24 protein-coding genes are annotated in these 24352 nt (G+C 71.9%); 21 read left to right on the top strand and 3 right to left on the bottom strand.

What is annotated here, in order from left to right:
• Positions 1-327: 327 nt before the first annotated feature.
• From ACT4N7_RS02435 to ACT4N7_RS02425, 3 genes are all read left to right on the top strand, one after another.
• Positions 328-1110: a prepilin peptidase gene (locus ACT4N7_RS02435; RefSeq protein WP_444826895.1), complete on the top strand. Its 783-nt coding sequence runs from the start codon at positions 328-330 to the stop codon at positions 1108-1110.
• A 154-nt stretch (positions 1111-1264) separates the two neighbouring features.
• Positions 1265-1768, top strand: coding sequence for a hypothetical protein (locus ACT4N7_RS02430; RefSeq protein ID WP_444826894.1), 504 nt, complete (start codon positions 1265-1267; stop codon positions 1766-1768).
• Positions 1750-2619, top strand: a complete 870-nt coding sequence (locus tag ACT4N7_RS02425; protein WP_444826893.1) for a hypothetical protein — start codon at positions 1750-1752, stop codon at positions 2617-2619. The genes ACT4N7_RS02430 and ACT4N7_RS02425 overlap by 19 nt, the downstream gene beginning before the upstream one ends.
• Positions 2620-2729: 110 nt before the next feature.
• On the opposite strand, the gene ACT4N7_RS02420 is transcribed toward ACT4N7_RS02425, so the two are convergent.
• Entirely contained in the window at positions 2730-5132 is a 2403-nt protein-coding gene (locus tag ACT4N7_RS02420) for a helix-turn-helix domain-containing protein (RefSeq protein ID WP_444826892.1), read from the bottom strand.
• A gap of 156 nt (positions 5133-5288) precedes the next feature.
• Here ACT4N7_RS02420 and ACT4N7_RS02415 point away from each other — a divergent pair, with 156 nt between their 5' ends.
• The 6 genes from ACT4N7_RS02415 (at position 5289) to ACT4N7_RS02390 (ending at position 10772) form a co-directional block, all read left to right on the top strand.
• The gene (locus ACT4N7_RS02415) at positions 5289-5741 is read left to right on the top strand and encodes a hypothetical protein (protein WP_444826891.1); all 453 of its coding nucleotides are present in this window, start codon (positions 5289-5291) and stop codon (positions 5739-5741) included.
• A gap of 82 nt (positions 5742-5823) precedes the next feature.
• A complete protein-coding gene (gene aroC, locus ACT4N7_RS02410; RefSeq protein WP_444826890.1) occupies positions 5824-7014 on the top strand; it encodes a chorismate synthase in 1191 nt (396 codons plus the stop codon).
• The gene (locus ACT4N7_RS02405) at positions 7011-7517 is read left to right on the top strand and encodes a shikimate kinase (protein ID WP_444826889.1); all 507 of its coding nucleotides are present in this window, start codon (positions 7011-7013) and stop codon (positions 7515-7517) included. The genes aroC and ACT4N7_RS02405 overlap by 4 nt, the downstream gene beginning before the upstream one ends.
• An 86-nt stretch (positions 7518-7603) precedes the next feature.
• Positions 7604-8713, top strand: coding sequence for a 3-dehydroquinate synthase (aroB, locus tag ACT4N7_RS02400; RefSeq protein WP_444827037.1), 1110 nt, complete (start codon positions 7604-7606; stop codon positions 8711-8713).
• On the top strand, positions 8710-9141 hold the full coding sequence (gene aroQ / locus ACT4N7_RS02395; RefSeq protein WP_444826888.1) for a type II 3-dehydroquinate dehydratase: 432 nt from the start codon (positions 8710-8712) through the stop codon (positions 9139-9141). The genes aroB and aroQ overlap by 4 nt, the downstream gene beginning before the upstream one ends.
• 143 nt (positions 9142-9284) lie before the next feature.
• Complete coding sequence (locus ACT4N7_RS02390) at positions 9285-10772, top strand: beta-xylosidase (RefSeq protein ID WP_444826887.1); 1488 nt, start codon at positions 9285-9287, stop codon at positions 10770-10772.
• 18 nt (positions 10773-10790) lie between these two features.
• Here ACT4N7_RS02390 and ACT4N7_RS02385 read toward each other — a convergent pair whose 3' ends face one another.
• Positions 10791-11336 (bottom strand): B-4DMT family transporter, encoded by a 546-nt coding sequence (locus ACT4N7_RS02385; protein WP_444826886.1) that lies wholly within the window; start codon positions 11334-11336, stop codon positions 10791-10793.
• A 36-nt stretch (positions 11337-11372) separates the two neighbouring features.
• Between ACT4N7_RS02385 and ACT4N7_RS02380 the strand changes: the two genes are divergently transcribed.
• The 3 genes from ACT4N7_RS02380 to nusB are packed head-to-tail and all read left to right on the top strand — an operon-like array spanning position 11373 to position 13497.
• A complete protein-coding gene (locus ACT4N7_RS02380) occupies positions 11373-12470 on the top strand; it encodes an aminopeptidase P family protein (RefSeq protein WP_444826885.1) in 1098 nt (365 codons plus the stop codon).
• A 42-nt stretch (positions 12471-12512) separates the two neighbouring features.
• Positions 12513-13076 (top strand): elongation factor P, encoded by a 564-nt coding sequence (gene efp / locus ACT4N7_RS02375; RefSeq protein WP_444826884.1) that lies wholly within the window; start codon positions 12513-12515, stop codon positions 13074-13076.
• A 1-nt stretch (position 13077) separates the two neighbouring features.
• The gene (nusB, locus tag ACT4N7_RS02370; RefSeq protein ID WP_444826883.1) at positions 13078-13497 is read left to right on the top strand and encodes a transcription antitermination factor NusB; all 420 of its coding nucleotides are present in this window, start codon (positions 13078-13080) and stop codon (positions 13495-13497) included.
• A gap of 112 nt (positions 13498-13609) precedes the next feature.
• Here nusB and bldD read toward each other — a convergent pair whose 3' ends face one another.
• Positions 13610-14098: a transcriptional regulator BldD gene (gene bldD, locus ACT4N7_RS02365; protein WP_018686187.1), complete on the bottom strand. Its 489-nt coding sequence runs from the start codon at positions 14096-14098 to the stop codon at positions 13610-13612.
• A 256-nt stretch (positions 14099-14354) separates the two neighbouring features.
• Between bldD and pyrR the strand changes: the two genes are divergently transcribed.
• The 9 genes from pyrR (at position 14355) to gmk (ending at position 24337) form a co-directional block, all read left to right on the top strand.
• Positions 14355-14945 (top strand): bifunctional pyr operon transcriptional regulator/uracil phosphoribosyltransferase PyrR, encoded by a 591-nt coding sequence (gene pyrR, locus ACT4N7_RS02360; protein WP_444826882.1) that lies wholly within the window; start codon positions 14355-14357, stop codon positions 14943-14945.
• A complete protein-coding gene (locus tag ACT4N7_RS02355; protein WP_444826881.1) occupies positions 14942-15919 on the top strand; it encodes an aspartate carbamoyltransferase catalytic subunit in 978 nt (325 codons plus the stop codon). The genes pyrR and ACT4N7_RS02355 overlap by 4 nt, the downstream gene beginning before the upstream one ends.
• The gene (locus tag ACT4N7_RS02350) at positions 15916-17208 is read left to right on the top strand and encodes a dihydroorotase (protein WP_444826880.1); all 1293 of its coding nucleotides are present in this window, start codon (positions 15916-15918) and stop codon (positions 17206-17208) included. The genes ACT4N7_RS02355 and ACT4N7_RS02350 overlap by 4 nt, the downstream gene beginning before the upstream one ends.
• Positions 17205-17750: a PH-like domain-containing protein gene (locus tag ACT4N7_RS02345; RefSeq protein WP_444826879.1), complete on the top strand. Its 546-nt coding sequence runs from the start codon at positions 17205-17207 to the stop codon at positions 17748-17750. Before ACT4N7_RS02350 ends, ACT4N7_RS02345 begins: the two co-directional genes overlap by 4 nt.
• Complete coding sequence (gene carA, locus ACT4N7_RS02340; RefSeq protein ID WP_444826878.1) at positions 17743-18942, top strand: glutamine-hydrolyzing carbamoyl-phosphate synthase small subunit; 1200 nt, start codon at positions 17743-17745, stop codon at positions 18940-18942. Before ACT4N7_RS02345 ends, carA begins: the two co-directional genes overlap by 8 nt.
• Positions 18942-22277, top strand: coding sequence for a carbamoyl-phosphate synthase large subunit (carB, locus tag ACT4N7_RS02335; RefSeq protein WP_444826877.1), 3336 nt, complete (start codon positions 18942-18944; stop codon positions 22275-22277). Before carA ends, carB begins: the two co-directional genes overlap by 1 nt.
• Positions 22274-23104, top strand: a complete 831-nt coding sequence (gene pyrF / locus ACT4N7_RS02330; RefSeq protein WP_444826876.1) for an orotidine-5'-phosphate decarboxylase — start codon at positions 22274-22276, stop codon at positions 23102-23104. The genes carB and pyrF overlap by 4 nt, the downstream gene beginning before the upstream one ends.
• A gap of 313 nt (positions 23105-23417) precedes the next feature.
• Positions 23418-23735, top strand: coding sequence for an integration host factor, actinobacterial type (gene mihF / locus ACT4N7_RS02325; RefSeq protein WP_444826875.1), 318 nt, complete (start codon positions 23418-23420; stop codon positions 23733-23735).
• A complete protein-coding gene (gmk, locus tag ACT4N7_RS02320) occupies positions 23732-24337 on the top strand; it encodes a guanylate kinase (protein ID WP_444826874.1) in 606 nt (201 codons plus the stop codon). The genes mihF and gmk overlap by 4 nt, the downstream gene beginning before the upstream one ends.
• Positions 24338-24352 lie beyond the last annotated feature (15 nt).

Here is a 24352-nt window from a genome sequence, read left to right as displayed (position 1 = left end):
TCCCCGCCCGAACCACCCGAGGTGGCCGACCAATCCGCCTTGTCGGATGACCCGCCCTCGGCGGTACTGACGCCCACCCGTTCCGCGCCGCGACGGGATCGTCGGGGCGCGGCTGATCGGGTTGGTTTGCCCACGCCGCCGTCCGTGCGGGTCGCGGCGGTGCCTGCGCTCCGCTGTCCGGTGCCGCGACTCGACTGGTCGGAGGACAGTTGTCAGGTTGGCCGGTCCGCGTTGTCGGGCAACCCGCCTTCGGTACTTCCCACACCCGTGTGTTCCGTGCCGCGACCAGAGTCGCGTCGTCGGACCACGTGGTCGAGTCGGATCGGATTGGCCTCGCTCGGCGGGCTGATTCGCGTCGTCCATCGACGCAGACCGTCGAATCGAGCGCGAATCGGCTGGCCGCCATCGCCCACCCGCCGCCTGATCTTGCCGTCCGTGGCGGTGGTCGCCATCGCTCTGGCGACCATTGCGGCCTTCGGGACCATCGTGGCGGCGGCGGTATCGGCGGCGGTCGCCGGGACCATCGCGGGCGCGGCGGCGCGCGTCCTCCTGCGCCACCTTCCACGCGGGACCTCAGTCCGCCCAGGGTGGTGCGAGATCCCGGTCGCTCTCTTGTGGACACTTGTCACCGTCCGGTGGGCGGCCGGACACCTACCCGGCTGGTGGGTGCCGACCGCGCTTCTCCTCACCTGGTTCGCCGTCGCGCTCGGGGTCGTCGATCTACGGCACCGCCGACTCCCCGATGCCCTGACACTGGGCGCGTATCCGGTCGCGGTTGTCACCCTTACCGTCGCGGCGTTAGGCCACGGCCTGGAACTCGTCGTCGGGGCGGTCTTCGGTGCCGTCCTCTTCCTCGGCTTGCACGCGGCCATCCGCTGGTGGCGTCCGCGGACACTGGGCGCTGGCGACGTCAAACTCTCAGGCAGCCTGGGCGCGGTACTGGGGGCGGTGGACCTCTCGACGTTGGTACTCGCAACCGTCGGGGCCGCGATCATCACCCTGGCGCTGGCGGCGCTGCGCCGACCGGAATGGTGGACCGGCGTCCCGCACGGTCCGGGTCTGCTGGCGACAACCAGCCTGATCGCCCTGTTCCCCGGACTGTCCTCATGACGGATCCTCTGCTGAGGAGGAGCCGAGTCATGCGGGCACCCTCGTACTGTCTCCGGGCATCCGCTCTTGCCGGTCACTTGCCGACGGCTTGCCTGGCAGGCGCGGCCCGTCCTCCCGAAGCTGTGGACCTCACCACTACGAGGGAGGTCCACTGATGAGTCGACGACGCATGGCCGCCGCCACGCTGGCCGCCGCCATGATCCCGGTGCTCGCGGGCACGGCGGCCGCCGACACCGCCGCCCAGTCGAATCCGTGCGCGGGCAGCGAAAGCCGAGACGTCTATACGAACGGCGACTTTGAGTGCACGGCCGACTGGAGTGCGGGCATGGGCACCCTGGAACAGTACGTAAGCACCGAGCCCGCGGACGTCACCCGCGGAAACGCCGAGCACTCGATGTACTTCACCAACCACAGCGGCGGGACTATTCACCTGACCTTCTACCGCCGGGGCGCTTTCCCCGACGGGACCTCCGCCACGACCCGGCTCACGTCGAACATCCCGATCGGGCCCGCCGCGACGAACGGTCCCAGTCCTCGGGTGTTCAGCGCATACCACTACACAGCGGTAAGGGGGCTCGCCGTACACCACGCGACGGACAGGGTGCTGATGACCCCGTGGATCTACTTCAAGCAGCGGACATGCGTGGAAGGCTGCTGACCGCCTGGGCTGTCGGGCTGGCGATGCTGGCGTTCGTGTCCTCGGGCTGCGGCGCGGCGCAGGGGGCCGCGTCGCCTCCCGGGGCGGTGGGCCTCGACGGGAGTCCGCTCGACGACTACCTCGGCCAGGGGAGTCCCGAAGCCAGGGCCGCCGCCACGGAGGAACGCGTCGCGGCGTGCATGGCTGACGCGGGCCAGGCGTACGTACCCGGCGGGTACGTCGCACCGGGTGAGGTGCCCTCGCTCGCCGACGCCCGGACTTACGGCTACGGCCTCACCACACCTCGTCCGCCCGGTCCCAACCGGGTCAGCTACGAGGCGATGTCGCGCGAGCAGCGCGCCGCATGGGACGAGGCCATGTACGGACCGGACGGCGTCCGGGGGTGCGCGGCGAAGGCGCAGACGCACGAGTGGCGGACGTCGGCAGTCATCGCCGCCGACGTTTTCCAGCCGCTACGCGACCGGCTCGCTGCCTTGGACGACCGCATCGCGGGCGATGCGCGGACGAGGTCGACCATGGGCACCTGGCGGACGTGCGTGGCCGAGGCCGGATACCCCGGGCTCACGGGACCCGGCGGCGGCTTCGACGAGGTTGTCCGGCTGATCGGTGCGAGCGTCGGCCGTGACTTCGACACCGAGCCGTTCGATTCGCGGTACTTGGCCGAACTGGCCCCGATCGACCGGGAGCGGCTCCAACGGTTCGAGCGGTCGGTAGCGGTTGCCGACTACACGTGCACCCAGCCGTGGGAAGCGGCCGTCCGCACAGTCCGCGCGGAGCAGGAGACCGCGTTCATTGGGGACAGCCGCGCGGACCTCGACCGGCTGCGCGCAGCTCTCCACGCCGAGAGGTGACCCTCACGGCGAGGTGGTCAGCGCGGCGATGAGGATGTCGACCTGGTGGCGGCCCGCGTCCGCCATCAGGTCGGCCCACCTCCCGCCCAACGCCGACTGCCAGCGCCTGGTCACGGTGTCGACCCGCTTGCGCGTCGGCGGGGCCAGGTCGAATCCGTGGCCGGACTGGATCGTGGCGAGGGCGGCCAGCGCGGTAGCCGCGGTGCGCGGCTCGTCGGCCGACAGCGCCAGGCCTGCCAGGACCAGGCACTGCCCGACCGGACTGCCCATCTGGAACCGGGACGAGAGCACGGCGCGGAAGGCGTCGGCGGCGTCGGCTCGCCGACCGGTGGCCAGCGCGACCTCCGCATGGCGATCCGGGCCTCGTTCGTGTTCTGGTGCTCCCGCTCGCCGGTCGCGTCGGCCAGGGCCAGGCGTGCCAACTCGGCGGCCGTGCTGACATCGCCCAGGTTCAGGCGGGCGATGGCCCGCTGAGCCCGCCAGTAGGTGCGCGCGTCCGGCGGGCCTGCTGCGTCGACCAGGAGTTCGCACTCCACCAGGGTTGTGTCGGCGCCCGCATGGTCACCCAGCACATTGCGGTTGTGGGCGATGTTCAGCAGAGCGACCAACCGGGCATACACGAGCCCGTGCTCCTTGGCCGTCGCGGCGCACCGGTTGAGCACCCGGATCGCGTCGTCGTGGTGGCCGAGGTCTGTCTCACAGACCGCCAACTGGCTCAGCGTGTGGCACAGCAGCGCTGGTTTGCCTGCCCGCTCGGCGAGTTCGACCGCCTCGGCGTGCAGCTGGATACCCCGTCCGGGCTTGCGCAGCTCGACGATGATGGCGAGTGCGGTCAGCGCGCGCCCCCGCAACACCGGGTCGTCACCCGACTCCCTCAGCGCGCTGTCGGCGAGATCCTCGGCGTCGGCGAGCCGGGCCACGCGCCGCGCCAGCCAGGCCGCCTGCCGCAGCCCGGTGGAGCGCGCCGCCGCGTCGTCGGCGCGGTCCGCGGTCGCGAGGTACCAGGCGAGACCCTCGTCGGCGTGGCCGCGGCACCAGTAGTGGTAGAGCGCGCTCGTCAGGTTGAGACCTTGACCAGGGTCGTTCCGATCGAACCAGGCGAGTGCGGCGCGCACGTTGTCCCGTTCCGCGTTGACGTGGCCCGCCGTCGCGTTGATGCCGTCGGCGGACAGGTCGAGCCCCAGCGCCCACCGATGCACCCACGTGCTGTGGCGGCAGGCCGCGTCCGCGTCCACCCCGTGGTCGCGGGCCTCGTCCTCGGCGAACGCCGTGATCGTCGGAAGCATCGAGAAGCGCCGCCCAGTCGGAGTGTCCGCGGACTGCACCAGTCCCAGGGCCAGCAGCCGGTCGAGATGATCGATCACCGTCTCCGCTCCGACGACTTCCGTCGCGGCGTCCAGGGTCCAGCCGCCGCGGAAGACGGCCAGCCTGCGCAGCGTCGCGCGCTCGCCGTCGGTCAGGAGTTCGCAGGTCGCGTCGAGTGCCGCCCGGAGCGAGACGTGGTCGGCACTGGTGCGTGCCCCGACGTCGCGCAGCCCGAGGGGATCGCGGCGGATCGAGCGCAGCAGGTCGGTGCCGCCGCGCACCCGCCACTGCGCGGCAGCCAGCTCGATGGACAGCGGGAGGCCATCGAGCAGCCTGCTGACCTCGGCGACCAGCGGTGTTGTGTCGGCGGTCAGCTCGAATTCTGGAGTAGTAGACCGGATTCGCTCGATGAGCAGCGCCGATGCGGGAGTCCTCCGCGCGGTCGCTGGGGTGATCTCGCCCGTGTCGGGCACCGCCAGCCGGGAGACTGGCCACTCCTGCTCGCCCGCGACCCTCAGCGGCGCCCGCCCTGTGGCCAGGACGGTCACCCCCGGCAGCTCGCGGAGCAGGTCGGCGACGACGGTGCCGACGCCGGGCAGGTGTTCGACGTTGTCGACCACGAGCACGGCTCGGTCCGGCAGCCTGCCGCCGATCGCGGTGACGGAGGGCTCCGGCGCGTCGACCGCGTCCGCCACGGCGGACACGACCAGGTCGGCGCGGCTGATCGCGGCCAACGGGACCCACCACGTCGGCACGCCGTGCGCCTGCGCCGCTCGGGCGGCCGCCTGGGCGAGGCGGGTCTTGCCGATCCCGGCTATGCCGGTCAGCGTGACAAGTCTGGGCGCGCGGTCGGCCAGCACCTCGACGAGCTTCGCGACGTCCCCATCGCGCCCGATCAGTCCGGTCAGCGGTTCTCGGATGACGCCGCCGACGGGAGGGGTCGCCTCCTCGCCCACGGTGTCACCGTCCGTCGTGGCCAGGGCGATGACCTCGGCGGACCGGTCAGCGTCGAGTGCCAGTGCGGCGGCGATGGCCCGCACGGACGACAGCCGGGGCGACCCGATCCGGCCGCTCTCCAGGTTGCGGATCGTCCGCACACTCACTCCGGCGCGGTGAGCGAGCTCTTCCTGGGTGGCGCCGATCGTCAGCCTGCCCCGCCGCACGAGGTTCCCGAGGGACATCGCGTCTGCGGCCGGACGTTCATCCACGGTGTTGCACGGTAGCGGGCTCCGGCCGCCGCGTGGCCGCATCCGAGAATCCGGCGAGTTGCCGCTCAGTTGCCGCTCAGTTGCTTCGACCCGGTGCGCGGGCAGGCACACACTTGGGGCCTCACCCTTTTCGGCCCATCACCCAGTGGAGTTCGCATGCCCCGTGGTCACGTCTTTCGGAAGTTCGCGTCCTTCGCCGCCGTGGGAGCCGCGGCGGCGGGGGTGACCGTGCACTTCTCCGCCGAGGCCTCCCAACCTGCGCCGAGTGCCGTCACGACGGTGACCGGTTGCGCGATCCGGTTCACCGCGGACGGGCCCCAGATCCATGAGAACTCGACCCACGCGTGCACCGGGGCGAAGTCCGTCCAGGTGCTCGCCAACGGCGACTTGGAGATCACCCAGACCAGGTACGCGCCGATCGTCTCGATGACCGTGGAGGAGGACGAGACGCTCTCCACCCGCGGCATCCTCGCGGGTCCGTCCGGGGGCGCGGGGCGCACGGTCGTTCGCTTCTTCGCGACGCGCTCCGAGGTTCCCGTCCGCGCCGACTCACCCGCGCTGCAGGGCGAGTTGTCCAACATCTGGGTGACCTCGGTCCAGGCGGGCTGATGCCGTAGCGGCGCGGGTTCCGACTGTCCTCTTGGTCCTGTCCGCACGACCGACACTCAGGAGGCCATGACAGGATCAGCCAGTGCTGCGCTGGATCACCGCTGGAGAGTCACACGGACCCGCACTCGTCGCCGTGCTGGAAGGCATGGTCGCCGGGGTGGAGGTCACCACCACGGACCTGGGCGAGCAGCTGGCCCGCCGCAGGCTCGGGTTCGGGCGCAGCCCGCGCATGGGCTTCGAGACCGACGCGGCGGACTTCCTCGGCGGTGTCCGGCACGGTGTCACCCAGGGAGGCCCCATCGCGGTACGCATCGACAACGCCGAGTGGCCCAAGTGGGAGAAGGTCATGTCCGCCGACCCGGTGGACGCGGCCGAACTCGCCGAGCTCAGCCGCAACGAGCCGCTCACCCGGCCCCGGCCAGGGCACGCCGACCTGCCCGGCATGCAGAAGTACGGCTTCGACGAGGCCAGGCCGGTGCTGGAGCGGGCCAGCGCCCGGGAGACGGCGGGTCGCACCGCGCTCGGCACGGTGGCGCGGGCCTTCCTGCGCCAGTTGCTCGGTGTCGAGGTGGTCAGCCATGTCGTGTCCATCGGCGGTGCCGAGGCGCCGGAAGGGCCCGCCCCCGGGCCGGGTGACCTCGCGGCGGTCGACGAGAGTCCGGTGCGGGCCTTCGATCCGGCGGCGACCGAGGCCATGGTGGCCGAGGTCGAGGCCGTCAAGCGCGCGGGCGACACCGTGGGCGGCGTGATCGAGGTGATCGCCTACGGCCTGCCGCCGGGGCTCGGCTCCCACGTGCACTGGGACCGGCGACTCGACTCGCGGCTGGCGGGGGCGCTCATGGGCGTGCAGGCGATGAAGGGCGTCGAGATCGGCGACGGCTTCACCACCGCGCGCCGCTGGGGAAGTCAGGCCCACGACGAGATCGACCGCGCCGAGGGCACGGTGGCGGGCGTCAGCAGACGGTCCAACCGCGCGGGTGGCCTTGAGGGCGGCATCACCAACGGCGAGCCGCTGCGCGCCCGGGTCGCGATGAAGCCGATCTCCACGGTGCCCCGCGCACTGTCCACTGTGGACGTCGTGACCGGCGAGCCCGCGGTCGCGATCCACCAGCGGTCCGACGTGTGCGCGGTGCCCCGGGCGGGCGTGGTGCTCGAATCGGTGGTCGCGCTGGTGCTGGCCGAGGCCGCGTTGGAGAAGTTCGGCGGCGACTCCCTCGCCGAGACCCGCCGCAACGCGGAGGGCTACCTCGACGCGCTGAGGAAGCGCTGGTGAGCCCCACCGCGGTCGTGGTCGGGCCGCCCGGCGCGGGCAAGACGACTGTCGGCGAGGCGTTGGCCGCGGCGCTCGGCGTCGCCTTCCGGGACACCGACGCCGACATCGTGGCCGCCGCGGGCAAGGCGATCGGCGCCATCTTCACCGAGGACGGCGAGGCCGCCTTCCGCGCCGTCGAGGAACAGGCGGTCGCCGCGGCGCTGACCGAGCACGACGGCGTGCTGGCACTGGGCGGCGGCGCGATCCTGTCGGCGCGGACGCGGACGTCGCTGGCCGGGCACACCGTCGTGTTCCTCGCCGTGGGGATGGCCGAGGGCGTCCGGCGGACCGGGCTGTCCACGGCCCGCCCGCTGCTCGCCGGGGTCAACCCGCGCGCCAAATTCAAGGAACTCCTCGACGCACGGCTTCCGCTCTACCGCGAGGTCGCCACGATCGAGGTCGCCACGGACACCAGTCCGCCCGAGGACATCGTCGCCCAGTTGGTGCGCGAACTCAGGCCGTGAGCGGGTCGCCGCTCGACGGACTGGGTTCGCGGCGGGCGATCCGGTGGTGGGATGCTCAGCGCGGCATCGCTGAACCGAGGAGTGTGATCGTGCAGCCCGTGCGCATCCGGGTGGCCACCGACCGGCCCTACGACGTGGTGATCGGCAAGGGTCTGCTCGACGAACTGGTCGACGCTGTACGCGGGGCGTCGAAGGTCGCGATCGTGCACCAGCCCACGCTGGCCGCCACCGCTGAGGCCACCCGCGACGAACTGGTGGCCGCCGGGATCGACGCGCACCGGATCGAGATTCCCGACGCCGAGGACGGCAAGGCGCTGTCGGTGGCGAGTTTCTGCTGGGAGGTGCTCGGTCGCATCGGCCTCGACCGGCAGGGCACCATCGTCGCCCTCGGCGGCGGCGCGGTCACCGATCTCGCGGGCTTCGTGGCCGCCACCTGGATGCGCGGCGTCCGCCTGGTCAACGTGCCCACGACCCTGCTCGGCATGGTCGACGCCGCCGTTGGGGGCAAGACGGGCATCAATACCGAAGCGGGCAAGAACCTCGTCGGCGTCATCCATGAGCCCGCCGCCGTGCTGGTCGATCTCGCCACGCTCGCCACGTTGCCGCCCAACGAACTTGTCGCGGGGATGGCCGAGGTGATCAAGGGCGGGTTCATCGCCGACCCGGTGATCCTCGACCTGATCGAGGCCGACCCGAAGGCCGCGCTGGACCCCGACGGCGACGTGCTCGCCGAGCTGGTGCGGCGCAAGATCCAGGTCAAGGCCGACATCGTCGGCGCCGACCTGCGTGAATCGAGCCTGCGCGAGGTGCTCAACTACGGCCACACCCTGGCCCACGCCATCGAGCGGCGCGAACGGTACCGCTGGCGCCACGGCGCCGCCGTGAGCGTCGGTCTGGTCTTCGCCGCCGAACTGGCCCGGCTCGCGGGCAGGCTCGACGACGCCACCGCCGACCGCCACCGCGCGATTCTCAGCTCCATCGGCCTCCCGGTGACCTACGACGCCGACGCGTTGCCGCAGCTCCTCGAAAGCATGCTCGGCGACAAGAAGACCAAGTCCGGCATGCTGCGCTTCGTCGTGCTCGACGGCCTCGCCAAACCGACCCGGCTCGAAGGTCCCGACCCGTCGCTGTTGGCCGCGGCGTACTCGGCGGTGGCGGCGGAACCGAGTGGCCGCCCGGGGGGTGTGCTGCTGTGACGATCCTGGTCCTCAACGGCCCGAACCTCGGCCGACTCGGCACCCGCGAACCCGAGATCTACGGCCGCACCACCTACGCCGACCTGGTCCGCCTCTGTCAGGACACCGCCCGCGACCTCGGCATCGAGGTCGACGTACGCCAGACCGATCACGAGGGTGAGATGCTCGGCTGGCTGCATGACGCGGCCGAGCGCGGGTTGGCTGTCGTGCTCAACGCGGGGGCTTGGACGCATTACTCCATCGCGGTGCGGGACGCTTGTGCGCAGCTCACGGGGGCGCTGGTCGAGGTGCACATCTCGAATGTGCACAAACGGGAGTCGTTCCGGCACCACAGTGTCATCTCGGAGCTTGCGGTGGGGGTCATCGTTGGGCTCGGTGTGCAGGGGTACGCGCTGGCTCTGCGGTGGCTGGCCGCGCGTCCGGGCTGATTCCTTGCACCCGAGGTGCGGGGCGGAGTTCGCTTGGCATCTTGCTGAAGGCGTTCGAGTGGGGTTCCAGGGATCTCTACACTGGGCGAACGCCTCACCCGAAGGTGTTACCCCGAACGTGGCACGGCCGGAGGTTCGCGAGCATGCCCAGCCGGTCTGGTCTGGCGGTTGTGGCCGTCACGGCCGTTCTCGGGCTGGTCGCGTGTACTGCGGCCGCTGGGGATGTGGGGGACACCGTAACCCCTGAGCCGTCCGCTTCGGTGGGCGTGCCCGAGCGACCACGGCCGGTGCTGGGTGTCGATCGGCATCGGCAGAGCGCGGGTGTGGTCGCCGCCGGTGGAGGGGACGCGCCCTACAACTACGCGCCCACGCTGATGGCTGACGCCGGCCGGTATCGGATGTGGTGGTGCAGCCAACTCGGGGTCGCCGCACCGCCGGGGGACGACCTGCTGGTCGCCGAGTCGGTGTCGCTCGATGGGCCGTTCGTCGGGGTCGACGGCTCGGCTGGGACGCCCGTGTTCTCCGGCAGTGGCACGGGGTTCGACGGCATGCACACCTGCGACCCGTCGGTGATTCGGGTCGCGGACACGTACTACCTCTACTACACCGGGGCGGCGGGCGATCACGCCAACGGCAACTCGATCGGGGTGGCGACCAGCCCGGACGGCCGGGTCTGGACTCGCGCCAACGGCGGCAAGCCCATCGTCACCGCGTCGCTCGATCGGGTGCGGGACAACATCTACGGCGCCGGCCAGCCCGCCGCCGTGCATCTCGACGGCTGGTTCTACCTCATGTTCACCGACACCACCGGCCGCGACGCGGGGTGGAACGGGGCGGGCCAGTTCGTGCTGCGCTCGCCCAATCCGACGTTCGCGACCGGCGTGGAGATCCTGAGTCCGGGCGGTTTCCGCCGTTTCTCCGGCACCCACCCGCGACTGCGCTCGGTGGTCGACGCGTTCAGTGTGGACCTCATGTGGGTGGGCGCGCTCGCCGCGTTCGCGATCGCCCACGAGACCGACGGCGGCACGACGATCACGTTCTGGGACAAGGAATTCCGTAGCTCGCCCTACAAGCCGGTGCTGATCCCGGGGCCGTGGCAGGAAGGGCCTGGCCTGGTGCGCGACCCCGAGGGCCACGCGCCGCGCTCGGGTGACGATCCGTGCGACCGGGTGCCCATCGACCTGGTCCGGGCGACGCGCACCGCCGCCGCGCCGACCGATCTCGTGCGGTTCGGCGCCGACATCACCGGTTCGGGCGCGTGCCTCGACCCGGCCCGCGTCCTGCCCGCGCTCGACGGCTTCGCCATGCCCTCGCCGCAGCGCACGGTGGATCTCGTGCTCGCGGGCCAGGTGGTGCGGATCGAGCGTCGCGCGGTCGCCGAGCGGCTCGCGGTCCGCGTCCTGGACCAGCGGGTGCCCGCGCTCGACGCGGTACCGGTTGCCGCTCGACTTTCCGCGGGGGCCAAGGCGATCCGCACCGACTTCGGCGTCGGCCTCGTCCTTGACGACAAGCGGCTGTGGGCGATCCCCGACCCGACCGTGGCGCGGGTGAACTCGTCGCCAGTGGCGCAGGTCACCCAGGAGCAGTGGGACGCCTACGACCGCGGCCCGAACCTCATCGTGCGGCGGTGAACGCCTGCGAGGCGAACCTCAGTCGTCTCGTGGGGTGGGGCGCGGACGCGGGGTGAGTCCGGTCCGGTGCCGCCGGACGGCGGGTGCGGGGGTGATCAGCGGACTCCGGCGCACGCGGGGCGAGGGCGCGGTCTCGTCGGCCGTCGACTGTTCGGGTTCCGCGGGGACGGCCGACCGGCTCTCCAACCTGGTACCCACCAACAATCCCAAGCCCGCCGGGACCAGCACCAGCAACGCGGTGAACGCCGCGCCGCCGGTCAGGGCCTGGCCGAGCGCGCTCGTCCCTGTCTGGTCGACGAACACCGCCCGCCCGATCACGCTGAGCACGCCCGCGCCCCAGCCCGCGATCAGCGCCGTGAGAACCCACGCCCTGGCCCGGTCGGCCACGCCCCGCCAGGCGTCCACCGCGGCCCAGACCGCCGCCACGCCGACGAGCACCCCGAGCACCAGCGCCTCGACGCCTGCCTGCCCGGTCGGGTCGCCCGCCCGCAGAGCCGCCACCACCACGGCCGCTATCGCGTGCACGACAGCCAGCACCACGCCACGCACCAGCCAGGTTCGCATCCCCAGAGGGTAGCCGGCGCTCGTAAGCTCGTCGCCATGGCTGAGTCTCATGTCCGCCGCCGGTCGGCGCTGCGCACCCGTCTCCGCGAGCAGGGCCTCGACGCCCTGCTCGTGGTCGACCTGCTCAACCTGCGCTACCTCACCGGGTTCACCGGTTCCAACGGCGCGCTGCTGGTGCACGCCGTAGACGAGGACCGCACGGTGTTCTGCACCGACGGCCGCTACCAGGACCAGTCCGCGCGGCAGGTGCCGGAGCTGGAGCGGGTCATCGAGCGGGCCAGTGCCCTCGCGCTCGCCGCCCGCGCGGGCAAAGACCGCGACGCCTACGGCCGCACGGGTTTCGAGAGCCAGCACGTCAGTGTCGACGGCCTTGACGCGCTGGCCGCCGCCGCCGAGTCGGTCGAGCTGGTGCGCGCGCCCAACCTGGTCGAGTGGCTGCGCCTGGTCAAGGACGACACCGAGATCGAGGCGCTGCGGATGGCCTGCGCCGCCGCCGACCGCGCGCTGGCCGACCTGATCGGGCACGGCGGCCTGCGCGCGGGCCGCACCGAGCGCGAGGTGGCCCGGGACCTGGAGAACCGGATGCTCGACCACGGCGCGGCGGGCCGTTCGTTCGAGTCGATCGTCGCGGCGGGGGCCAACTCCGCGGTGCCGCACCACCGGCCGACCGACGCGGTGCTGCGCGCGGGCGACTTCGTCAAACTCGACTTCGGCGCGCTGGTCGACGGCTACCACTCCGACATGACCCGCACCCTGGTGCTGGGCGAACCCGCCGACTGGCAGCGCGAGCTGTACGACCTGGTGGCCGCCGCGCAGGCGGCGGGCCGCGCCGCGCTGCGCCCCGGCGCCCAGGTGCGCGCCGTGGACGCGGCGGCCCGCGAGGTGATCGAGCGCGCGGGCCGCGGCGAGCAGTTCTCGCACGGCCTCGGGCACGGCGTCGGCCTGGAGATCCACGAGGCGCCCGCCCTGGCCAAGACCGGTGAAGGTACACTTTCCGCCGGCATGGCGGTCACCGTCGAGCCGGGTGTGTACCTGTCCGGCAAAGGCGGTGTCCGCATCGAGGACACGCTTGTCGTGCGGGACGAAGGTCCCGAACTCCTCACGCTGACCACCAAGCAGCTCATGGTCGTCTAGACGATCACCCATGCGCGCGTCACAACACAGGAGATCCCGCTAGTGGCCTCGACCAACGACCTGAAGAACGGCCTGGTGCTCAACCTCGACGGCCAGCTCTGGACCGTGACCGAGTTCCAGCACGTCAAGCCCGGCAAGGGCCCGGCCTTCGTGCGCACCAAGCTCAAGCACGTGATGACGGGCAAGGTCGTCGACAAGACCTTCAACGCGGGCGTCAAGGTCGACACCGCCACCGTCGACCGGCGCGAGATGACCTACCTCTACGCCGACGGCAGCGAGTTCGTCTTCATGGACGGCGACACCTACGACCAGATCCACATCGCGGGCGAGGTCGTCGCCGACCAGGCGCGCTTCCTGCTGGAGAACGGCACCGCGGTCGTGTCCTCGCACGAGGGGGTGCCGCTGTTCATCGAGCTGCCCACCTCGGTCGAGCTGGTCATCGAGCACACCGACCCCGGCCTGCAGGGCGACCGCTCCACCGGCGGCACCAAGCCCGCGAAGCTGGAGACCGGCGCCGAGATCCAGGTTCCGCTGTTCGTCACCACGGGCGAGAAGGTCAAGGTCGACACCCGCGACGGGCGCTACCTCGGCCGGGTCAGCAACTGACGTGGGTGCCCGCAGCAAGGCGCGCAAACGCGCGGTCGACCTCCTGTTCGAAGCCGCCGTCCGGCGCGCCGATCCGGTCACGCTGCTCGCCGACCGGGTCGGGTCGCCCGACGTCCCGCCAGTCAACGATTACACCGTCACCCTGGTCGAGGGTGTGCGCGCGCACCAGGACCGGATCGATGAGCTGCTGACCGAGCACGCCGAGGGCTGGACGCTGGACCGGATGCCCGCCGTCGACCTCGCGGTGTTGCGCCTGGGGCTCTACGAGCTGCTGTGGGCCACGGATGTGCCGGACGCCGTCGCGATCGACGAGGCCGTCCAGCTCGCGAAGTCGCTGTCCACAGACGACTCGCCGCGGTTCGTCAACGGGGTGCTCGGCCGGATCGCGACTATCGCGGACCGGCTAAGGGCCACGCTGTAAGACCCCCACTCAACCGCACCCTGGGGGGCACCGTGACGTCAGCCGACCACGGTGCCCCGTCACCCTGCGCTTGTCCCGGCAGGTGACCATTCCCGAAACTCCGGGAGGCGGGCTAGTCCTCTTTGGACGGACGGGCCTCCGGCGGCAGGACGCCCCAGTCGATGAGCTGCTCGGTCAGCTCGCCGGGGGTCATGTCGTAGATGATCGCGAGCGAGCGCAGGTCCTCGGTGCGGATGGAGAGCACCTTGCCGTTGTAGTCGCCGCGCTGGCTCTGGATGGTGGCCGCGTACCTGGCCAGCGGCCCTACCTTCTCCGCGGGGAGCTGTTGGAGTCGCTCCAGGTTGATCACGATCTTGGTGGCGGGTTCGGCACCGGACGGCACCCGGCCCTCGGGCAGGAGTTCCACCACCGGCACGCCGTAGAAGTCCGCGAGCTCGGCGAGCTTCTGGACGGTGACCGCGCGGTCGCCGCGCTCGTACGAGCCGACCACGACGGCCTTCCAGCGGCCACCGGACTTCTGCTCGACGCCGTGCAGCGACAACCCCTGCTGCTGGCGGATGGCGCGGAGCTTGGCCCCTAGCGCCTTGGCGTAGTCGCCCATGCGGCGGTTCTCCGTTTCGGTTGCCCCGTCGGCGCTAAGGACTGCCGCGGGTAGCTTCAAATCAACACGCAGAGTAATGGTTACCCAGAGTTGTCACCAGGTCAAGCTGGTTCGACTGCCGCACTTGGGCGATGCGACGCAGACCACCCGGTTGGTGGGTCGACAGCGCCTGATACGGTCGGGCCGATCCCTGGTCAAGGGGGTCGACCGACATCCTTTAAGGACCCGTCCAGTGAGGCGGGGAAGGAGTCCACCCGTGGCGCCGCGACCCCGTGGCGCGCCGGATTCGGCCGGACAGCGTGAGCTGTTGTCGGCCGGTGACGTCGCGCGCACCATCGCCCGAATGGCCCATCAGGTCATCGAGAAGACCTCGCTCGGCGCGTCCGGCATTGGCCCGGTCGTGTTGCTGGGCATCCCCACTCGGGGGGCCCCGCTCGCCGCCCGGCTCGCCGCGAAGATCGCCGAGTTCAGCGACATCCAGGTCCCGACCGGCACCCTCGACGTCACGCTCTACCGCGATGACCTGCGCCGCAAGCCCACCCGCCCGCTCGGCTCGACCGCGCTGCCCGCGGGCGGTGTCGACGACGCGCTGGTCATCCTGGTCGACGACGTGCTGTTCTCCGGCCGCACCATCCGCGCCGCGCTCGACGCGCTGCGCGACGCGGGCCGCCCGCGCGCGGTCCAACTCGCCGTGCTGGTCGACCGGGGACACCGGGAACTGCCCATCCGCGCCGACTACGTGGGCAAGAACGTGCCCACCGCGCGCTCCGAGGAGGTCAACGTCCTGTTCACCGAGACCGACGGCCGCGATGCCGTGCTGCTGCGCCGGGACGAGGCGTCCACATGAGGCACCTGCTCGGCACCGACGGGCTCGACCCGGCGACCGCACTGGCCATTCTGGACACCGCCGACGGTCTGAAGAGGACACTGCTCGGCCGTGAGGTGCGCAAGCTCCCGACCTTGCGCGGCCGCACGGTGATCACCATGTTCTACGAGAACTCCACCCGCACCCGGGTCTCCTTCGAGATCGCGGGCAAGTGGATGAGCGCCGATGTGGTGAACGTCTCGGCGAGCGGGTCGTCGGTCGGCAAGGGCGAGTCCCTGCGCGACACCGCGCTCACCCTGGCCGCCGCGGGCGCCGACTGCGTCATCGTGCGGCACCCTGCCTCCGGGGCCGCGCACCGGCTCGCGGGCTGGCTCTCCGAGGTGGGCACCAGCGTGATCAACGCGGGCGACGGCACCCACGAGCACCCCACCCAGGCGCTGCTCGACGCGGCGACCCTGCGCGACCGGCTCGGCGGCGTGGCAGGCAGGCGGATCGGCATCGTCGGTGACGTGCTGCACAGCCGGGTCGCCCGCTCGAACGTGCACCTGCTCACCGCGCTCGGCGCCGAGGTGGTGCTGGTCGCGCCGCCGACCCTGCTGCCCACCCGGGTGGGTCACTGGCCGGTCGGCGCGGCGGGGTCGCTGCGGGTGAGCGACGAACTCGACGCCGAGTTGCCGACGCTCGACGCCGTGATGATGCTTCGCGTGCAGGCGGAGCGCTTGGCCGGGCCTGCCGGCGCTGGAGGCCCTTTCAGCGGTTTCTTCCCGTCCGCCCGCGAGTACGCGATCGCCTACGGGCTCAGCGAGGCGCGGGCGCGGATGCTGCCCGCGCACGCGGTCGTGCTGCACCCCGGTCCGATGCTGCGCGGGATGGAGATCGCCGCCGCGGTCGCCGAGTCGCCGCGGGCCGCGATCACCGACCAGGTCGCCAACGGGGTGCACGTGCGGATGGCCGTGCTGTACCACCTGCTGGCCGGAGAGGAAGACGGTTCATGAGCACGGTGCTCGTCAAGGGGGCCCGGCCTTACGGGGAGGGCGATCCGGTCGACCTGCTGGTGCGCGACGGGGTGATCGTGGCCATCGCGTCCTCGGTAGCCGCCGCCGACGCCGAGGTCATCGACGCGGGCGGGCTCGTGGCGCTGCCCGGGTTCGTGGATCTGCACACCCACCTGCGCGAGCCGGGGCGCGAGGACACCGAGACCATCGAGACCGGTTCCCGCGCCGCCGCGCTGGGCGGCTACACGGCCGTGTTCGCCATGGCCAACACCGATCCGGTCGCCGACAACGCGGTGATCGTGGAGCACGTGTGGCGGCGGGGCCGGGAGGTCGGCCTGGTCGACGTGCACCCGGTCGGCGCGGTCACGGTCGGCCTCAAGGGCGAGAAGCTGGCCGAGTTGGGCACGATGGCGAACTCGGCCGCCCAGGTCCGGCTGTTCTCCGACGACGGCCTGTGCGTCGCCGATCCGCTGATCATGCGCCGCGCCCTGGAGTACACCCGGGCGCTCGACGTGGTCGTCGCGCAGCACGCTGAGGAACCCCGGCTGACCTCGGGCGCACAGGCGCACGAGGGCGAGCTGGCAGCGCGGCTCGGGTTGGCGGGCTGGCCCGCGGTGGCCGAGGAGTCGATCGTGGCCCGCGACTGCCTGCTCGCCCTGCACGTCGGCGCCCGCCTGCACGTGTGCCACGTGTCCACCGAGGGCACCGCCGAGGTGTTGCGGTGGGCCAAGAGTCGCGGTACGCGGGTGTCCGCCGAGGTCACCCCGCACCACCTGCTGCTCGACGACGAACGCCTGCGCACCTACGACCCGGTGAACAAGGTCAACCCGCCGCTGCGCACCGCCGCCGACGCACGGGCGCTGCGGGCCGCGCTCGCCGAGGGGGTGCTGGACTGTGTGGCCACCGACCACGCCCCGCACGCCGCGCAGGACAAGGACTGCGAGTGGTCCGCCGCGCGGCCCGGCATGCTCGGCCTGCAGACCGCGCTGCCGATCGTGGTGCACACCCTGGTGAACCCCGGTCTGCTCGACTGGCGCGGGGTGGCGCGGGTGATGAGCGAGCGGCCCGCCGAGATCGCGCGCCTGCCCGACCAGGGCCGCCCGATCGCGGTCGGCGAGCCCGCGACGCTGACCCTGGTCGACCCGGTGGGCCGCTGGACCGTGCGCGGCGCCGAGCTGGCCAGCATCGCGGCCAACACCCCGTACGAGGGTATGGAGCTGCCCGGCACCGTGGTGGCCACCCTGCTGCGCGGCAAGGTCACCGCGCGGGACGGGAAGGCGACCGCGTGAGCCGACTCTTGCTGACGTTCGCCGTGCTGGCGGTGTTCCTGCTGCTGGTGGCGGCGATGTGGTGGGGCTACCGCAACCGGGCCCGCCGCCAGGCCGCGGTGCTGCCCGCCTTCCCCGCGGTGCCCGATGGCCTGCTCGACACCGTCCGCGCGGGAACCGCCGACACGACGCTCCCGCCGAGCACCGGCGTCTACGCCAGCACCGTCACCGACGCGAGCTGGCAGGACCGGGTGGCCGTCGGCGACGTCGGATTCCGCGCCGACGCCACCGCGCACCTGCTGCCGACCGGCCTGCTCATCGACCGCACCGGGGCGAGCGCGGTCTGGATTCCCGCCGAGTCCGTTGTGGACGCCCGCACCGAGGCCGGGATCGCCGGGAAGGTGATGGGCCGAGACGGCCTGCTCGTGGTGCGCTGGCGGGTCGCGGACAACCAGTTCGACACCGGCTTCCGAGCCGACGACAAAGACGACTACGCGTCGTGGGTGCCCGCCTTGCGCGCCCTCGGTCCGCACGACACGCCGGAGGTAGATGACGGTGAGTAAGACGAGTACCCGCACAGCCGCGGCGCTGGTCCTGGAGGACGGCCGCGTCCTCCGCGGCGAGGCGTTCGGCGCCACCGGGTCGAGCTTCGGCGAGGTGGTGTTCTGCACCGCCATGACCGGCTACCAGGAGACCCTGACCGACCCGTCCTACCACCGGCAGATCGTGGTGGCCACGGCCCCGCAGATCGGCAACACCGGCTGGAACGACGAGGACGACGAGTCGGACCGGATCTGGGTCTCGGGCTACGTCGTGCGCGACCCGGCGCGCATCGTGTCCAACTGGCGGGCGACCGGCAGCCTGGACGACGCGCTGGTCGCGCAGGGCGTGGTCGGTATCAGCGGGGTCGACACCCGCTCGCTGACCAGGCACATCCGCGAGCGCGGCGCCATGCGGGCCGGGGTGTTCTCCGGCGATGCGATAGCCGACACCGACGCGATGGTCGTGCGCGTCCTGGAGAGCCCGAAGATGCTCGGCGCCGACCTCGCGGGCCAGGTCACCACCGCGGCGACCTACGTCGTCCCGGCGGTGGGGGAGCGCCGCTTCCGGGTCGCCGCGCTCGACCTGGGCATCAAGTCCAACACCCCGCGGATGCTGGCCGCGCGCGGCATCGAGACGCACGTGCTGCCCTCGACCAGCACCTTGGACGACCTGCTCGCGGTCGAGGCCGACGGGGTGTTCCTGTCCAACGGCCCGGGCGACCCGGCGACCGCCGACCACGCGGTCGGGCTGACCAAGGCGGTGCTGGAGCGGCGGATCCCGCTGTTCGGCATCTGCTTCGGCAACCAGATCCTCGGGCGCGCGCTGGGCCGGGGCACCTACAAGCTGCGCTACGGCCACCGGGGCGTCAACATCCCGGTGATCGACGTGGCCACCGGGGCGGTCGCGATCACCGCGCAGAACCACGGGTTCGCGCTGGAGGGCGAGCCGGGGGAGCGGTTCGACACCCCGTTCGGCGCGGCCACGGTCAGCCACTACTGCCCCAACGACGGCTGCGTGGAGGGCGTGCGCGCGCTCGACGTGCCCGCGTTCTCCGTGCAGTACCACCCCGAGGCCGCCGCCGGTCCGCACGACGCGGCGACGTTGTTCGACGAGTTCGTGACCCTGATGGCGGAGAGTTCGCGGGATGCTGTTCCCCCGCGGACTCACCGACCGGGTGCGGGTGTCCCGCATGACAGAGACGGTGGCCGCTGATGCCCAAACGCGACGACATCGCGCACGTGCTGGTGATCGGGTCCGGCCCGATCGTCATCGGCCAGGCGTGCGAGTTCGACTACTCCGGCACCCAGGCGTGCCGGGTGCTGCGCGCCGAGGGCCTGCGGGTCAGCCTGGTCAACTCCAACCCGGCGACGATCATGACCGACCCGGAGTTCGCCGACGCCACCTACATCGAGCCGATCACCGCGGACTTCGTGGAGAAGGTGATCGCCGCCGAGAGAGACGCGGGGTGGCCCGTCGATTCGATTTTGGCCACCCTCGGCGGGCAGACCGCGCTCAACACCGCCGTCGCGCTGCACGAGCGCGGCGTGCTGGCCAAGTACGGCGTGGAGCTGATCGGCGCCGACATCGAGGCCATCCAGCGCGGCGAGGACCGGCAGAAGTTCAAGGACATCGTGGCCGAGATCGGCGCCGAGACCCCGCGCAGCCGGGTGTGCCACTCGATGGCCGAGGTGCGCGACACGGTCGCCGAGTTGGGGCTGCCGGTGGTCATCCGGCCCTCGTTCACCATGGGCGGGCTCGGGTCCGGGATGGCGCACACGTCCGCGCAGCTCGACCGGCTCGCCGCGGCCGGGCTGGCCGAGAGCCCGGTCACCGAGGTGCTCATCGAGGAGAGCGTGCTCGGCTGGAAGGAGTACGAGCTGGAGCTGATGCGCGACCGGCGCGACAACGTCGTGGTCATCTGCTCCATCGAGAACATCGACCCGATGGGCGTGCACACCGGCGACTCGGTGACCGTCGCCCCGGCGATGACGTTGACCGACCGCGAGTTCCAACACATGCGCGATGTGGGCATCGACGTGCTGCGCGCGGTCGGGGTGGACACCGGCGGCTGCAACATCCAGTTCGCCGTCAACCAGGACACCGTCCGGATGGTCGTGATCGAGATGAACCCGCGGGTGTCGCGCTCCAGCGCGCTCGCCTCGAAGGCCACCGGCTTCCCGATCGCCAAGATCGCGGCGCTGCTGGCCATCGGCTACACCCTCGACGAGATCACCAACGACATCACCGGCGAGACGCCCGCGTCGTTCGAGCCGACGCTGGACTACGTGGTGGTGAAGGTGCCGCGGTTCGCCTTCGAGAAGTTCCCCGGCGCCGACCCGACGCTCACCACGACGATGAAGAGCGTCGGCGAGGCGATGTCGATCGGCCGGAATTTCGTGGAGGCGCTGGGCAAGGCACTGCGGTCGATGGAGACCAAGGAGGCCGGGTTCTGGACCCGGCCCGACCCGGCTGCGATGACCGTCGAGTCCATTGTGGACGCTCTGCGGGTGCCGCACGACGGCAGGCTCTACACCGTCGAGCGGGCCCTGCGCCTTGGCGCGAGCGTCGAGCGGGTGCGCGAGGCATCCGGCATCGACCCGTGGTTCATCGACCAGATCGCCTCGCTGATCGAGTTGCGGCACGAGGTGGCCGACGCCCCCGTGCTCGACGAGCCGCTGCTGCGCCGGGCCAAGCGCGCGGGGTTCTCCGACCGGCAGGTGGCCGCGCTGCGCCCGGAGTTGGCGGGCGAGGACGGCGTGCGCACGCTGCGCCACCGGCTCGGCGTGCGGCCGGTGTTCAAGACCGTCGACACCTGCGCCGCCGAGTTCGCCGCGGACACCCCGTACCACTACTCCACCTACGAGCTCGACCCCGACGCCGAGACCGAGGTGCGCCCGCAGCGGGAGAAGCCGAAGGTGCTGATCCTGGGCTCCGGCCCGAACCGGATCGGCCAGGGCATCGAGTTCGACTACTCCTGCGTACACGCGGCGATGGCGCTGCGGGAGGCGGGCTTCGAGACGGTCATGATCAACTGTAACCCGGAGACCGTGTCGACCGACTACGACACCTCCGACCGGCTCTACTTCGAGCCGCTCACCTTCGAGGACGTGCTGGAGGTGGTGCACTCCGAACGGGCGTCGGGCACCGTCGCGGGCGTCATCGTGCAGCTCGGCGGGCAGACCCCGCTCGGCCTGGCGCAGCGGCTCGCCGACGCGGGCGTGCCGATCGTGGGCACCCCGCCGGAGGCGATCCACCTCGCCGAGGACCGCGGCTCGTTCGGCGACGTGCTGACCACGGCCGGGCTGCCCGCGCCGAGGTACGGCACGGCCACCTCGTTCGCGGGCGCCAAGCGCATCGCCGACGAGATCGGCTACCCCGTGCTCGTCCGCCCGTCCTATGTGCTCGGTGGTCGCGGCATGGAGATCGTCTACGACGAGGAGTCCCTCGCGGGCTACATCGACCGGGCCACCGAGGTCAGCCCGGAGCACCCGGTGCTGGTCGACCGGTTCCTCGACGACGCCATCGAGATCGACGTCGACGCGCTGTGCGACGGCGAGGAGGTCTACCTCGGCGGCGTCATGGAGCACATCGAGGAGGCGGGCATCCACTCCGGGGACTCCTCCTGCGCGCTGCCGCCGATCACGCTGGGCCGCACCGACCTGGAGGCCGTGCGCCGCTCCACCGAGGCGATCGCCAAGGGCGTCGGCGTGCTCGGCCTGCTCAACGTGCAGTACGCGCTCAAGGACGACGTGCTCTACGTGCTGGAGGCGAACCCGCGGGCCAGTCGCACGGTGCCGTTCGTGTCCAAGGCCACGGCCGCGCCGCTGGCCAAGGCGGCGGCCCGGATCATGCTCGGCGCCACCATCGCGCAGCTCCGCGCCGAGGGCATGCTGCTCGCGCGCGGCGACGGCGCGGAACTGCCCGCGGGCTCGCCGGTCGCGGTCAAGGAGGCCGTACTGCCGTTCCACCGGTTCCGCACGCCGGAGGGACACGGGGTCGACTCGCTGCTCGGGCCGGAGATGAAGTCCACCGGCGAGGTGATGGGCATCGACACCTCCTTCGGCAAGGCGTTCGCCAAGTCGCAGACGGCGTCGTACGGCTCGCTGCCCACCACGGGCCGGGTGTTCGTGTCGGTCGCCAACCGCGACAAGCGCGCCATGGTGTTCCCGGTCAAGCGCCTCGCCGACCTGGGCTTCGAGGTGCTGGCCACCTCCGGCACCGCGGAAGTGCTGCGCCGCAACGGAATTCCGTGCACGGTGGTGCGCAAGCACTTCGAGGGCGAGCACAACATCGTGGACCTGATCCGCGCGGGCGAGGTCGAGATGGTGATCAACACCCCGTACGGCAACCCCGGGCCGCGGGTCGACGGCTACGAGATCCGCACGGCCGCGGTGTCGCGCGACATCCCGTGCATCACCACGATCCAGGGTGCCGCGGCGGCGGTGCACGGCATCGAGGCGCTCATTCGCGACGACATCGGCGTGCAGCCGCTGCAGGCCCTGCAGGCCACCATGCGGGCCGACGCGGCGGCGGAGGCCGGGCGGTGAGGGCGCCGTTCGGCGCGCGTCTCACCGAGTCGGTGGCCGCGCGCGGACCGCTCTGCGTCGGCATCGACCCGCATCCCGGCCTGCTCGACGCGTGGGGACTGCCCCGGGACGCGGCCGGGCTGGAGCGGTTCGCGCTGACCTGCGTCGAGGCACTGGCGGGCGACATCGCGGTGCTCAAGCCGCAGTCGGCGTTCTTCGAGGCGTACGGCTCGCGGGGGATCGCCGTGCTGGAACGGGTGATCGCCGAGGCGCGGGCCGCGGGCGCGCTCGTGCTGCTCGACGTCAAGCGGGGCGACATCGGCTCCACCATGGCCGCCTACGCGCAGGCGTACCTGGGGGAGGGCTCGCCGCTCGCGGCGGACGCGGTGACGCTCTCGCCGTACCTCGGCTTCGGCTCGCTCGCGCCCGCCCTCGACGAGGCGGCGCGCACCGGCTGCGGGGTGTTCGTGCTGGCCATGACGTCGAACAAGGAGGGCGCCGCCGTGCAGCGCGCTGTGGACGAACACGGCCGCACCGTGGCCCAGACCCTGGTGGACGAGGCCGCGGCCTGCAACAGCGGCGCCACGCCGCTCGGCGGGGTCGGTCTCGTGGTCGGCGCCACGATCGGCGACAGCGGCCTGGACCTGTCTCGGCTCAACGGGCCGATCCTGGCCCCCGGGCTGGGCGCGCAGGGCGCGGGCCCGGCCGACCTCGCGCGCGTGTTCGGCCCGAGCCTGCGCCACGTCCTGCCGACCAGTTCGCGCGACGTGTTGGCGCACGGCCCGAACCCCGAGGCGCTGCGCGGGTCCGCGCTGCGGGTCCGCGACAGCCTGGCGGCGGCTCGCTGACCCCTGCGGTGTCCGATTTCGGGCATTTCCGGGTTTCCGCACGTCCGGGGGCGGGTGCAGGCAGTGCGACACGGGGAGTGGCGGACATGACATTTTCGCGCCGCGTGGGCACTCGATCGCGCAGTGTCACCTGGCCGAACGAGGCATGATCGGCAAAGTTGTCGCAGGTCACAGCCGTATGGTCACCGATCGTTGATCAACTTTAGCGAACCCGTCACCGTCCGCACTGAGTGGCCCCGCGTTGTCTTCGCAGGCCAGGGGTCGGTAACGTCGCGGCACCGATCCACCGAACCCCACCCCCACGGAGGAAATCGTGGCCCTTCCCCAGCTGACCGAGGAGCAGCGGGCCGCAGCGCTGGAGAAGGCGGCTGCCGCCCGTCGCGTCCGAGCCGAGCTCAAGGAGCGCCTGAAGCGAGGCGGCACCACCCTCAAGGAGGTGCTGACCCAGTCCGACAACGACGAGGTTCTGGGCAAGATGAAGGTCACCGCGCTGCTTGAGGCCCTGCCGGGCGTCGGCAAGGTGCGTGCCCAGCAGATCATCGAGCGCTTGGAGATCGCCCCGAGCAGGCGGCTCCGCGGTCTCGGCGACCGGCAGCGCAAGGCGCTGCTCGCCGAGTTCAGCGGCGAGTGAATGACCGTTTGACCGGCCGTGAGCCGGGGTCGGGCGTCGCTGCCCGGCCCCGGCTCACTGTCGTGTCGGGCCCGTCCGGGGTCGGCAAGTCCAGCGTGGTCGCCGAACTGCGCAGGCTGCACCCGGCGGTCTACTTCAGCGTCTCGGTCACCACCCGGCCGCCGCGGCCGGGCGAGGTCGACGGCGCGCACTACCGGTTCGTCGACCGGGCCGAGTTCGACCGGATGGCGGCCGAGGGCGAGCTGCTGGAGCACGCCGAGTACGCGGGCAACCACTACGGCACCCCGCGCGCTCCGGTCGAGGCCGCGCTCGCCGCGGGCCACCCCGCCGTGCTGGAGATCGAACTGCAGGGCGCCCGCCAGGTGCGCCGCGCGATGCCCGCGGCCCAGCTCGTCATGCTGGTGCCGCCGTCGTGGGAGGCGCTGGTGTCCCGGCTGACCGGCCGCGGCACCGAGGACGACGCCCTGGTGGCCCGTAGGCTGGCCGTCGCGAAGGACGAACTCGCCGCCGAGGCGGAGTTCGACGTGGTCGTGGTGAACGCCGATGTGCGGACCGCCGCGGCCGAGTTGCTAACCTGGGTACTCACCGACATGTCTGACTAGCGCTGGAGCGTTGCG

The organism is Actinokineospora sp., assembly GCF_052390155.1.
Taxonomy (GTDB): domain Bacteria; phylum Actinomycetota; class Actinomycetes; order Mycobacteriales; family Pseudonocardiaceae; genus Actinokineospora.
Note: the sequence above shows the minus strand (reverse complement) of the source record. Positions and strands in the feature narration are given on the sequence as shown.

What these genes read in the sequence shown, in the direction of transcription:
- carB (WP_444826877.1), top strand. Translation starts at nt 18,942, where the DNA reads ATGCCCAAACGCGACGACATCGCGCACGTGCTGGTGATCGGGTCCGGC.
- ACT4N7_RS02415 (WP_444826891.1), top strand. Translation starts at nt 5,289, where the DNA reads ATGCCCCGTGGTCACGTCTTTCGGAAGTTCGCGTCCTTCGCCGCCGTG.
- ACT4N7_RS02390 (WP_444826887.1), top strand. Translation starts at nt 9,285, where the DNA reads ATGCCCAGCCGGTCTGGTCTGGCGGTTGTGGCCGTCACGGCCGTTCTC.
- bldD (WP_018686187.1), bottom strand. Translation starts at nt 14,098, where the DNA reads ATGGGCGACTACGCCAAGGCGCTAGGGGCCAAGCTCCGCGCCATCCGC.
- ACT4N7_RS02380 (WP_444826885.1), top strand. Translation starts at nt 11,373, where the DNA reads ATGGCTGAGTCTCATGTCCGCCGCCGGTCGGCGCTGCGCACCCGTCTC.
- ACT4N7_RS02355 (WP_444826881.1), top strand. Translation starts at nt 14,942, where the DNA reads ATGAGGCACCTGCTCGGCACCGACGGGCTCGACCCGGCGACCGCACTG.
- ACT4N7_RS02425 (WP_444826893.1), top strand. Translation starts at nt 1,750, where the DNA reads ATGCGTGGAAGGCTGCTGACCGCCTGGGCTGTCGGGCTGGCGATGCTG.
- ACT4N7_RS02385 (WP_444826886.1), bottom strand. Translation starts at nt 11,336, where the DNA reads ATGCGAACCTGGCTGGTGCGTGGCGTGGTGCTGGCTGTCGTGCACGCG.
- ACT4N7_RS02350 (WP_444826880.1), top strand. Translation starts at nt 15,916, where the DNA reads ATGAGCACGGTGCTCGTCAAGGGGGCCCGGCCTTACGGGGAGGGCGAT.
- ACT4N7_RS02430 (WP_444826894.1), top strand. Translation starts at nt 1,265, where the DNA reads ATGAGTCGACGACGCATGGCCGCCGCCACGCTGGCCGCCGCCATGATC.